General features: G+C 62.1%; 5 protein-coding genes. 2 read left to right on the forward strand and 3 right to left on the reverse strand.

Annotated elements, in window-relative coordinates; translation table 11 throughout:
• Nucleotides 1-70: 70 nt before the first annotated feature.
• From NKJ89_RS04540 to NKJ89_RS04550, 3 genes are all read right to left on the reverse strand, one after another.
• Nucleotides 71-5,224: an NACHT domain-containing protein gene (locus tag NKJ89_RS04540; protein WP_352600269.1), complete on the reverse strand. Its 5,154-nt coding sequence runs from the start codon at nt 5,222-5,224 to the stop codon at nt 71-73.
• 39 nt (nt 5,225-5,263) lie between these two features.
• Nucleotides 5,264-6,769, reverse strand: coding sequence for a hypothetical protein (locus NKJ89_RS04545; RefSeq protein WP_352600271.1), 1,506 nt, complete (start codon nt 6,767-6,769; stop codon nt 5,264-5,266).
• A 1,082-nt stretch (nt 6,770-7,851) separates the two neighbouring features.
• The gene (locus NKJ89_RS04550) at nt 7,852-11,193 is read right to left on the reverse strand and encodes an ATP-binding protein (protein ID WP_352600273.1); all 3,342 of its coding nucleotides are present in this window, start codon (nt 11,191-11,193) and stop codon (nt 7,852-7,854) included.
• A 120-nt stretch (nt 11,194-11,313) separates the two neighbouring features.
• On the opposite strand from NKJ89_RS04550, the gene NKJ89_RS04555 reads away from it, so the two are divergent.
• Nucleotides 11,314-11,748, forward strand: coding sequence for a hypothetical protein (locus tag NKJ89_RS04555; protein ID WP_352600275.1), 435 nt, complete (start codon nt 11,314-11,316; stop codon nt 11,746-11,748).
• 225 nt (nt 11,749-11,973) lie between these two features.
• Complete coding sequence (locus NKJ89_RS04560; RefSeq protein WP_352600277.1) at nt 11,974-12,486, forward strand: hypothetical protein; 513 nt, start codon at nt 11,974-11,976, stop codon at nt 12,484-12,486.
• The last annotated feature ends 90 nt before the right edge of the window (nt 12,487-12,576 follow it).

Raw genomic sequence — 12,576 nt, forward strand, 5'->3', positions numbered from 1 at the left:
ACTGAGCTGTTTGAGCCGGTGCTTGATGTGCCAAGATTCACCTTCTGCGCGGTAGCGTAGTATCAACTTCTCAGCTACCCCGATCCGGATGCCCGACCGATGCCAGCGTGTCGCTGGCCGCCGCTTGCACTCGCAGCTCCAGCTCGTGCGCCTCAGCAACGCCGACCCCGGTCAGATTGCCCAGCGCGCGGTCGATCCGGCCCCGCGCGGGATGCGCCGGGATCAGCAGCTCCGGTTGTTGGGCGAACGCGGCTTCGAACCAGCGCACGACGCGACCGCCGATACCAGCGGTGATCCACAGGCCCGTCGCGCGGGTGCTATCGAACCAGGCCTCCACGGCATCGAGGACAAAGTCGAGGTGCCGTGCCCGCGGCGCAACGAGGAGCAGCTTCATAGTGCAAAGCGCCACGAACACCGTCGGGCCGCCCCGCAGCAGGGGGCGCATTGTGGCTAGCAGCGGGTCGACGCGGTCGAAGAGTAGTGGCGGGAGATAGCTATTTGTCCCGTTGAATGGATCGTGGGTACTGAGGAGCATCTTCGCGATGATCCCGCCACTTTCCATGTCGATCCGCGAGCTGGCCGGATCGCCGGCATATTCCCACCGCTTGAGCGCGATCACCCGCTCAACCAGCTTGGCGCGCAAATCGGCAGGCCGAGAAGCGGTACGCTGGGGATCATTGAAATAGAGCGCGTCGGCCGCATGCATGACCGTCTGCGCGACCTCGCAGAAGGGCTCGTCTGGCAAATCGGTCACGAGCTTCAGATCGGTATCGAACGACATAGGCATGCCGTCGAGCAGCCGCTCGGCGAACAGCGCATAATAGTGCAGGTTCCAGTCGTGGGGATCGCGGTCGATCTCGGTATCAACCGACAGCCCCAACCCGTTCATCCGCGCGGTCCAGTCAGCATAGGCCGCGACCACCTCCTGCCGCCAGCCGATCGATCCCTTAGGCGCGGCCTGGATCATCGCCAGCCACTGCGCCGCAGCCGTGCTGTCGACGTGGACGATCTCGATCGCCTCGTCTTCGTCGAACTGTGCCGGCGGGACTGGTCCAGGAACGCGAATGCGCGAGCCGCGGCGCAGATGTGGACGCTCCTTGGGCCATGTCGGCCATGCAGATTCGGCGCCGCCATCCAGCCAGGCGACCTCGGCCGAGACCGCTGCATCAATCGCTGCGGCCCGCTCCGCTTCGAAACGCGCATGTTCGGCCTCGTCCTCCTGATAGCTCTTCCAGCGCCCGGTCATGCTTGCGAACGCCACGCGCATCGCCGCTTTGAAGAGCCTAGGCTCGATCTCGAGGATTCGCGAGAGGCCGGCGGAAAAGGCCGGCGCGACGCTGCGATCATCGCGCGTCGCGAGCCGGATCAGCGCATCTCGGTCCGCGTTGCTCCCGTTGCGCCCCCAGAGATGGATCAGCGCAAGCGTCGCGATCGCCGGGCGGTTGAAGCGCAGCGTGTGCTGCGAACCACCCCCGCGATCGGACAGCTCTTCCAACGCGACCGAGATGACCTGACGAACCCATTTCTCGTGCGTCGCGAGCAGCTCGTCATCCCCATCGCGTGCTACCAGCAAGGCAGTCGTGATCAGCCTCGTCGAGCGCGATTTGAGAACATCGGTATCACTGTCGTCGGGGAGATCGCCCTCTGCATACTCGACCGCATCGCGTGCCGTTGAGGCGGTGGCGTGCTCGCCTTCTCCACCCATAGCCAGACCGATGCGCGCCTCGATTTCGGTCGATCGGAGGAACTCGCCCCGCTTCCCCTCCATCGCTGCAAAATGAGCGGCCTCATCCGCGGGCGGCTGATAGGCCAGCTTACCCTCCCCGATGTCTGTCCAATTCGACCGCTGAAGCATGTTGTTGGCACAGCGTGCGATGAACCGCGCATCGCCCCAGTTCGAATAAGGTTCATAGGGCTCCAAGTTCTGGATCGCGGCGCCCAGCTGCTCACGCAGACGGTTCGCAATGGCATCGTCGCCCATATAATTGGGCACGATGTCAAGCAAGGACGCACCCCGTGACGGGCGGGCTTTCAAGTCGGCGAGCTTGACCTTTCCATCCGGCTCCTTCCCGATTGGAAAATCGATCCCCGACCCGATTTGATCATGGATCTGCCGCGCGTGGTCGGCAGCCAGCAACTCAGGGGCTGCGATAAACGGCGCGAGAACATCACGACCGACACCGAAATGCGACAGCAGCACGTCGATCGCGACAAGCAGATAGGCCGCACAGCTGCCCTCGGGTCCAAGGATGTCGGTGAGCACTTCATCGACGGGGACACCGTCGTCGAGGCGCTGCTGGCTCCACGCCTCGAGGGCCTTCAGTCCGGAGGCTGCTGAATATTCGTGGCTCTGGTCGCGAGACCACAAGTAGCTCGAAGTCCAGGGAAAGAAGCGCGTGCCATGGCCGAGATCGACGGTGAAGCCGTCGTCTTCCAGCGCAAGCCCGTTTGTGTTGAACGCTATCGCTTCCGCAACCAGCGTCCGAATCAGTCTCAACCCTTCGGCCGCCCCGGACTCCAACAGATCGAGAAATGGCGGCTGCGCTGGCGAGGCCGGCAGATAGTCGCCGTCAGCGAAGGTGAAGGCTCGCTCCATCGAGCGGTCATGGCGGCCGCGCCGCGCCCTCTTCTCGATGAGGCTCGACAACACGAGGTCCGTAAGCTCGGCCGGCGCAACCGGCGCGATCATCTTGGAAAACGGCCGGATCGCCTTGACCTTGTAGCTGTCCCGCTCGCCGCCGAGTTCCCTTAAATAAGCCTTCAACTGATCGGGCGCGAATTCGCCAAGCAACACGGCAGTCAGGCGCAGATGCTCGATCGCGCTACGCCCTACATCGCTCGCCAGCCGGCCGAAGCTTCGGTCTCCGGGGATCGTCACCTCGGCGTCGCGAACATCGAGCTGACGCAGCCAGCCGAACAGCATGACGGCCGCCTGCTCGGCGAACAATCGAAGGTGCTTGAGAAGATAGATCTGTATTTGGACCAGTTCTACCACCGCGCCGATCGCGGACATCGGGATCTCGGCAGCATGCGCCACCACCCAGCGCAGCACCAGAACTGCTGACCCGGTAATATTTGTACGATACGAGCGCGGCAGATTGACCTTGGACCCGTCCCGCATGGTCATCAAGTCGGCCGTCGCTACGGTCTCGGCCGCCGCGATCGTCGTGCACAATTCGATAAGGAGAGCTGCGCCGTCCGCCAATAGGCCAGCGCCGCACTTTTCGAGCAGCTCGAAGCCAGCCTCCGACCGCGGCAAGGCGAGGATCGCCTGGCGCCGCCATGATCCGTGCGCCTCTTGCGGAGACAGATGCGCGAGCAGATCGGTCCAGGCGCTGCAATTTGTCCCCTTCTCGAGCGCGAGGCGGCCGGCAAACTCGATACCGCGCGCAACGCGCGGCGATACGGGCACACTCAGATCGAGTTCGGTCAGACGGCTCGGATTCTCTGCGATGTAGTTCCCGATCGCCCAGTCGCGCAGCACGTCGTGATAGAAATCGAGCCGGTCGCGACGTACTTCCCTGAGCGTCAGCGTTCCGAGCAGATGCGACCGAGCAGAAGAATCCTCGAGCAGATCGATGCCGTCTTCTCCCTTCAAGGCACTGGCCGCGAGTGTGGCCAGCAACCGCTGCGCTGCGCGCACCTCGGGAGCAGGCGTGCCGTCCGCTCTCTTCCACCATAGGTCAGCCATTGCCGCTTCGGTGCGAACCTCGGTCGCGCTCGGCACCGTCAGCAGCCGGGATAGCCGATAAAGATTACGAGCAAGACCGGCGGCGGGATGCTCGGGGTGGAGCAGCAACCGGAGATCCGGCGCCTGATCGACTAGTATCGCGACTTCATCTTCCGACAACGGTCCGACGCTTATTTGGTGCGCGCCGCCCAGGACTGCACCTATCCCTTCGTCGAGCCAGGGTTCGACATCGCTATGTCCGACCGCGCGCATGGTTGCGATTACCGTAAAGCCAGGGATCGCGCTCGCCGCCCGCATGAGCTCGATGATCGTGCGCTGGCGTCCGCGATCGTCGAACATGTCGATGCCGTCGATGAAGAGCGTCGGGCCGCCGCTCGCGGCCAAATCGGTCAGAAACTCGACAGCCGAACCCGGGATGCCGAGCGCGTTGGAAAACGGCAGCCAGCCGCCTGGCGGCGTCGCGTCGCGGTCGAGCACGATAATCGGTGCCTGGCGCGCCATGCGTTCGGCGACATGCCGAAGAACCCCGGATTTGCCGACACCGGTATTCCCACGGATTTCAATGAACCGATGTGATTCGGATGCATCGTCAACCGCAGCGACAGCTTCCAATCGCGGCAAGGTCACACCTGCCACGCTCGTCCCGATATGGGCAAGCGTATTCTGCGCGAGCTCGGCGAGCTTGGCGCGTGCCGGCCCATAATCGCGCTCCCCGGCAAGCCGGAACCCTGCCTCGGCGAGATCGGCCCTGAGGCTATCTCGATCAATTTTACCGCCAGTGGTCCCGGTCTTGATCGACAGGTCGGTCAGCCGGCTCCATAGCGCCTCGGCACGGGCGACATCCTCGTCTGCCAGCGCCACCCGCGCGAGCGCCAGACCATAGGTCCGGGCAATCGGCGCCGTCGCTTCGAAATCGAACTCGAGGATGAGCATTCGCCGCAAAAGCGACCAGATCGCCTGGTCATCGTCAGCGATGCCGCCGGCGATCAAATGCTTTCGCGTCGTCGCGACGAAGTCGCGCATGTCCTTGCTCGCGACGCCCTTGGCGTCGATGCGGTTGAAGAACGCTGTCGCGCTGTCCGCGGTTTGCGCCCATTTGAGCACATCCTGATAGGCGCCAGAAATCTTGCGGCTGGTCCGCTGCGTCGCGATGCCGAGAAAGTGCCGGACTTCCGGGACAGAACCCACCACGCTCCGCGCAATTTGCGACGCGACATCCTGATAGACGGCATCGCCGGACGAGAAAGTGATATCCCGCTTCGACTGGATTTCGAGGATGAAGTTGCCCGCCGATCCCGCGCCCGAGACTATCAAGTCATCGAGCTTGAACCCTTGCTCCGTGCCCTGGAACCGAACGCTGACGACCCGGGCGTCGGGCAAACCGGGTGCCCGATTGCCCGTCAACAGCGCGAGCAGATACAGCGCGCCGAGCTCACCTTCGATATAGGCACCGGCCGGCCCCCGCGATGCCGGGCTCGAACCGCGCGCAATTTCGGGGCTGGGCTCCTTTTCCACCATCGATATGATTTGCAAGGAGTCGCCTTCCCAATCAAGTGAGCACAGTACTTTGTTCTAATGGGGCTCATCCTTTCCCTCGGCGGTCTTATCCTGGGTGCCTTTGTCTTTGGCGGGAGCGGTGCCTTGCGAGGCAAGTTCCGGCCGCGGATAATAAAGCCCCTTGCTGGCAATCTCCTGCAATTGCGGCACTGCCCAGGCTCCGCATTGCTCAAAGTGCCGCGCAATTGCTGCTTTCGAGTCCGGAGCGAGCCCCCAGGTCAATGGCGGCACAGGGCTTTCGAAGGTTGGCTCCTGCACCCACCGGCTTGCCTCCTGTTTCAGCCGCCGCTGCGCTTCGGCCTTTCCGTCAAGCTGGACGTCGGCTTCCGGGTCGCCGTGTTGGCGGCGCTGCGCCATATGCGTGAGGAACGCAAACTCCTGCACCTGATCGTCGAAGGGCGGCAATTCCTCAAGTGGGCCGAGCCCGAAGTGAAAATAGGTGTGTTCGACGATCTTGTCGCCAGCCGCGAAGGTTCCCCAGGTCCGGGACTGGGTATCACCCAGGCGGAGGTGATCGATGTGATCGGACAATCGCTTCGACAGACCGAGCCCTGCAAGGGATCTGGTGCTCATCAGGGTCAAGAAGGGCGACAGGATGTCGGGCGATTCGGAAATGGTGGTGTCAAGACCCAGATTAAGTTCAGGCGGAGCATCACACTTGCCCGCAAGGGTGGGATCGGACGTGATCTGGATAAGGACATATCTGACGAAGCGTTTCGTCGCCAGGAGCTCGGAGCAAGAACGGGCATAGCGGTTCTCGTTCTTCGCTCGTTCCCGGATTCTGTGGCATTGGATGTCATCGAGCTGCTCGGTCAGCCGCAGCAGAGACGACGCGCCATAATTATCGACATACCCGCCGTCGACCAGAGTGTCGAAATAACGTTCCTCCACCTTGCCGGAATAAGAAGCGACCACGCTCGGACTGATGGGGAAGGGCGTGCCCGACGCGTCAGTCCCCCAATGAAGCGTGAACCTGCCGCCCGGCGAAATCCCCGGGAAACGGGCGGAGTTGACGACGGCCGTGCTAACGCGTGTGGTCGGCAGGCCCAAACCGAAGATTTCAATGTCGGGGAGCGTAAGCGTCGCTGCCCCGACGTCGCCGAAATTGGATGTGACGGCGACCAGGCCGCGACTCGTCAGCGTCGAGTTCATGATCAGCGCCGGCCAGGGCCGCTGCGGCCAAAGCGCGTTCAACGATGAGGCAAACAAGGCCGATCCATAGGCATCGGCCCAAGACCGCTCAAACGCGCGCTCAAGGCTAATGCCGCGATCATCGAACAATCGGGCCGCTGGCCAGAAGATCGTCCTGAGCAGATCCCCGCTGAGCGCCGAGGCAACGACGGGCCCGAGAAACTCGCCGTCAAGCATGGCGCGCGCGCAAGGCGAAAGCCCTCCGGCCTGCGAAGGCCGACAGTCCGGCCGGCGCGGTCTTTCGGCAAGCTCGCCGACATAAATTGCAGATCCAAGCGAGCCGCCGGAAACCGCTGAAATTGCAAAGAGTCTGTTGGAGAAGTCCGGCACCTGGCGGTCGAGTTCCGAGAGCACGGTCGCCGTCCATTCGGCAGCCCGTATGCCGCCGCCAGCGCTTTCCACCAGAAGCATTGTCGCCTGGCCGTCCTTGTCTTGGTTACTGGCGAGCCAACAATCGAAGGATGTCTCGACCTGCATCATCCCTGCCGGAGCTGCCCCTTTTGGACATGCCAAGGCGGCGGGGATCGAAAACAGCTTTGGTTCGGGGATCTCACGGATCGGCGCCGCTCGGTAAAAGACAAAGCCGGCCACCGTCGACAGGATCACGCCCCGAAAGACATTTCTTCGCGCTGGCATGTGCGCAAAACAGCCAAGGATCGCGACAATCAAGGCCCCGATCGCAAAACATGAGCCGACCGGACCGAAGATGCTGCCGATCGCAGAGGCAAACACTGCAAATGTCAGAAACAGCAAAAGCGCCAGTGATAATATCCTGACGCGGAAGGCCTGAAGGACGGCTGCCGTTTTGACCAGGCCGCGCACGCTAGTGAACCAAAGCCACGGAATCAGCGCAAAGGCAAAGGCGACAACGCCGATTAGGGCCTGTCTATCGCTTCCTGTGAGGCCGACGGCCACGGTGAAAGCCACCATGAACATGCTCGCGGCAGCGACGGCAAATTGCTGTTGCCGCCGCCTGGTCGCCAGCGAAATCATGAAGAGGAAGCCAACCACTGAAAGAATGAGGGCTCCGCACAGGATCGAAAGTGAGCCCTGCACGGTCGCTGAGCTAGAGAGCAGCGCCTCCTGCCCGCCATCTGTGAACAAGGCGAAGCCGATCAGGCCGAGAACGAAGACGATTGATGCCACGATCCCCTCACCTCATGGACAGCCGTCCAACTCGAAGAGCGGCGGAACGGGCACGCAAGGCCCATCATGCGCTATCTGTTCGCGGAGCGCTATTTGGATCCTGATCGCAAGCTTCGCCGATCTCGATATCTCAACGACAAAGGGGCCTTCGATGCGAGATGAAAAGGATTGCCATTTCGGCGATTTCTATGTTTCAGACAGCGACGACGACTTTGGAAACGACGCTCGCCGAAGTGCCCAGAGCGATCCTTGCGGCGCGGCGGCGGTCAACGGTCGCTCTTTGCCAACAATTCCAGATTTTCACGCACGTCTTTCCCCATACGAACCGATGCAGCCGGCGCGGCTGCAAGCAGAAGACGCGCAGCGTTCGGCAGAGAGCAGTCCGAAGCCGAGAGGACCGCCGCGATCGGCGGCACATTGACGGTGGGCGTCGCCAGCCTGAAACGCCCTTCTCCTGCAAGATCGGACCACTTGTCGAAGATCCAGGAAACGAGCGGCTCGGCCACTCCGCTTCGCAGCTTCGAGGCGCGAACGTGGAAAAGCATCCATGCGCCCGCCCACCAAAGGATAACGGGCTCGCCCGTCACATCGCGCCGAAGGGTATCAACGGACAGTGCCGCCCCTTGGCGATCGGTGCCGATTGTTTTCTGCTTGCCAGCCATTCGCTCAAGAAGCGGGTGCAAGCCAGAAATCTCCGCCGTACCCAAGCCGGCTTGAACGACGCTATCCACAGCGGCGAACGCACCTGCAAGCGCGGCTGCGATCGAGAAACTGAGAAGCATGTCTTCACCTCCGCGCAAGACCTCCGGATCCGCGGCGTCATCTATGATCGCGGGCGGGACGACGCCGCGCTCGGGGTTTTGCAGTTGCTCGCCCAAGTCGCGTCCACCGCCAGCCGCCACCATGGCGCCCATTGCCGCGTGATGGCGCAGCAGCGGCACGAAGTCCGTCGCGTTGTGGCTGACGATGGCCTTGCGACCCGCCGCGATAATCCGCGAAATTTCCGACGAAAGAATCGGTCCCTTAAGCAGATGCCGCCGAAATTCCAGGTGGAACCCTGTCGGCCGAGGCAGAGCCTCGTCGGCGTCCGCAAGCATGTAATAGGCAAAGTCAAGGTCGCCCAGCGGATGTGACCGGATCTCTTCTGGAGGCTCCAGGTTGCTGGCGCAACCAGGAGCATAGCGAATGTCCTGAACGTCCGCGGGCACGCTGTGCGTCAGTTCATTGAACAGCCACAAAACCGCATGCCTCACCACGCGATGGCAATACGCTTCAGCAAGCGTTCCGTCAGGATCTATCGTTGGCAACTGCTCCAAGGCCTCACGCAACTTCATCACGGCAACGTCAGGACGTCCGGCGCAACACGCAGCATGCGCGGTATCGGCAAGCAAGCCGATCGCCATTGCCCGAACCGACGGTACCTGCAGATCAGATGCCTCGGTCCATGCCTGCTCGAACCAACGCTCAGCTTCGGCCCAGTCGCCCAATTCGGCGGCGCTGATGCCTGCTTCCCTGGCGATGTAGGCCCGCTCGAGCGCGTCCTGGCCGCCGGCGCGTGCTGCGGTGGCGAGCAAGGGCAAGGCTGCGGCATGATCGCGCCGCCGCCAATGGATCTTGGCGCGAGCACGCACCAGCGCTATGTCGAAACCAAACCGCTTCTCCGCGTCCGCAAGACAAGCAAAGGCGCGCTCGGCATCATCCCCGCTCTCATCGAGACAGATCGACTGGGCTATCGCGCAACGAACCGCGAGCGTCGGGTTCCGCCATCTTATCGCGATATCCGCGCAGGCACCATATTGGCCGGCCGCAGCCTCCCAATCGAAAGCGTCCGTTCGCGACTCCTTCAGCCATGCGTGCATGACCAGGATCGATATGTCGCCACGCCCGACCTGAAAGGAGGAGAAAAGTCGTTCCCGCAGCCCGGCAGGCTCTTGGTCGAGCCGCTCAAGCAGGGCGCGGAAACCCGCAACTGTCGTGATGTTGCGCATCTGAGTGGCGAACAGCACGCCGCTCACGTGATTTCCGCCTCTCTGGGATTGGAAACCTTGGCTGACCTCCGCCAAGCGCGTATCGGTTTCAGTCAAACGGTCGAAGCGCAAGAGAAGGTCGATCCATGACGGAAAAAGCTCGCCCGCACGTTCATGGACCAACAGCTTCGACAGAACCGAGCCTTCGAACAGCACTTGTCCCTTGACGTCAGCACGCTCCCGTTCAAGCGCCTTCCAGCATTGCTGAGCGTCTGCAGGAGCACCGTTGGGAAGCAGGGACAAGAGCTGAGCAAACCGCATCATCACGGACGCGAAGGGATTTGCGGGAAATATCGCGATGTCCGTTTGGAACGAACTAAGTTCGCCGAGAAAGGGAGTGACAAGTTCGAGTGCCTCGGCGTTGCAACGGATCACGCTGTCCGCAAAGGCGACAACCAGCGTCGCCTCGTCACTCTTCAGCGCATGGCGCATGGCAGTGCCAGCGTCAAGCACTGAAAGACGCCTGCTGCGCATCAGGGCGTCGGCGATGCAGCGATGAATAGCCCGACATTCTGCCGCGGCGAAAACCTCCAGTCCTGCCCCTTCAAGTAATGGCGATACGCGAAGACGGTCTCCATGCCATGGCTCGATCCAGGGGCCGACAAGGCGGTCAAGCGACAGGCCAGCAAGGGCAACGGGTGGAGCGACTGCCCCGAGTGTAATGGCCAGGCCACGGTCGAACGTGCCGCCAATCAAGCTGGTTCGAAGCAGCAGCGACTGCGCTTCTGCCGGGACCGCAGCGACAAGCCGCTGCCGCATCGCGCGGCGCTCCGCTCTCATTTCGGTCTGGATGTTACCGCCAAGCAGTGCTGCGACCGACGCCCGAGACCAGCCGGCCGCGGACAGGCGCAGAAGTATTGCTATTGTAAGCTGCGGATGGCCCAGCGAAGCCGCGCGATGAACGGCATCAGCGTATTTGACTTCTCCGCCCGTCGAGCTGACCAGGGCTGACACCTCACTGTCGCTGAAATAGGGGACTTCAACGACAGGCGATTGCTGAGGAGACAGCAGATGTTGTGTCGCCGGCGCCGGTGGTCGATATGTCGTGATGATCGCGGTCGCGTCGCGACGGCGCAGGCTTGCCATCAGCCGAAGAAGAAGGTCGCGTACGGTGGGATGATCGATCTCGTTCAGATCATCCAATATGACATGCGTCGGTGGGCGCACCACCAGCTCCCCCAATGCGACGGAGAGGCGCGATGCCGTCTCCGTGGGGCCAAGGTCGCGAAAATCGACGATGACCCAATGATCGTTGGTCCGTGACGCGGCGAGCCTTGCCAGAAGCGTTTTTCCAAGGCCTGTTGCCGCACTGGCGATTGCGATTCCCGTCCTGCACCGAATTGCATTGATGTCCGCCACGAGTTCTGTGCGTGGTGCGACAAGGAAAGGCATCGGAAGTTCGCTCGTCGGAACGAGCAGCGAAGGGCGTGAGAAAGGGCCGGCCGATCCGCTGAAGGCTGCAGGCAGTTGATCGACGGGCACAGACACCATCGAGACGCTATCAACCAGACGGAGCAGGTCGGCGCGACGCAATTGGCGAGAGCCCTTGGACGTTGCAGTCAGCAAGAGGCGCTCGACCATTGCCGGCAACAGGTTCCTGGCCACCTGGCTCGACAAGCGCCTCGCCGAGGCGACAAGTTCGATCAGGCCCGATTCAAGCTCATCTCGAAGGTCCTCAAAGCTTGATGCACCGCAGTGCCAATGGATTCGAGCGAGCATCTCCGATCGCAAAGTCTTGTCGTCTCGCGCCCCGACATAGGCCTTCGTCGCGGGTTTCAAATCGAGGGCCTCGAGCAGCTTGCGCAATGGCGCAACATCGGCACCAGCGGCGGCCTGACGCCAGTAATGCAATGCGGGTCGGCTATCGACTCGCTGATCCTTGCGGCGCTCGAGACCGATCTCGGCGGTCGTCAGATAATGCAGGGAGACCACTCGCGTAGGATTGCGCGCGACCGTGTCGACAAAATTATCAATTGCCGCACGCACATCGACCGACTGCAAGCTTATCTTGCCGCTCGCCGCCGTGTCCTTCACCTGGGTGCCGGCCAAGGCGTGGCGCGTCGTGACGGAATAATCCTCTGCCACCTCAAGGTGAAGCAGTTCGCCGTCAGCCAGTCCAACCCAGGCAAGGCCTGAGGCATAGAGCTGGTAGCCGTAGCCACGCAAGGCGGCGACCGCCTGGCGAGAAGGATCGCCATAGGGTGAACCGAGCCGGGGTCCAGAATCAAAAATGTCCATCTTCCATGCCCAGACCTGACGCCGTGAAAGCTACGGCCGATTCACGCTGCTATGCCGTTCCCTTGTAGATCGAGTTAACGTGTGCTACAAAACTCGTGACTTGTAACACAAATCGAGATGGTGATGCAACCCGACTCTTCCAGGACCGAATTCCTCCGCGCCCGTGTTACCGAGCGGACCAAAATCGACTTCGATGCGATCTGCCAGGAGCTTGGAAAGACGAGCACGGAGCAGATGCGCGAGCTTATCGAGGACTTCGTGCGCGAGAACTACAATGTCCTGACCGATCGCGTCGTCGTTCACATCTATCGGCCCGAAGGCTATAGTTTCGGCGCCTGGCGTGTCACGATCAAGTTGAGGAACCCGGCCGACATGACATGGAGCGGGACCTCTGTGCCTTTTCACTTGCCGGACCTGCCAAAGAGGCGGCTGATCTCGGATCCTGAATACCGCTCCGTCGTTGAAGGCGCTGATGGCCAGCCCACGCTCGGCGGCGTATTCGACGGGCCCGAGTGGCGCGGCCATGTCTATTCGAACGGCTCGGAAGAACCGGAAAATCCGACGCCGATTGTGCAGGTCGAGAAGGCTCTGCGCGACACGATCATCTCGGTCATCGGGCGTTTTTCACCGAAGTAGTTCACTAAACGCTGCGGTTGCCGCCGGGAAGCTGGCCCCGGGATGCAGGCCAATGCCGCGGGCCGGAGCATGGTCGGCACGGTGCTGCGC

Origin of the sequence: Mesorhizobium sp. M0047, from assembly GCF_040323315.1 — a bacterium.
GTDB lineage: Bacteria > Pseudomonadota > Alphaproteobacteria > Rhizobiales > Rhizobiaceae > Mesorhizobium.

What these genes read in the sequence shown, in the direction of transcription:
- NKJ89_RS04550 (WP_352600273.1), bottom strand. Translation starts at nt 11,193, where the DNA reads ATGGTCGAGCGCCTCTTGCTGACTGCAACGTCCAAGGGCTCTCGCCAA.
- NKJ89_RS04555 (WP_352600275.1), top strand. Translation starts at nt 11,314, where the DNA reads ATGGATTCGAGCGAGCATCTCCGATCGCAAAGTCTTGTCGTCTCGCGC.
- NKJ89_RS04560 (WP_352600277.1), top strand. Translation starts at nt 11,974, where the DNA reads ATGCAACCCGACTCTTCCAGGACCGAATTCCTCCGCGCCCGTGTTACC.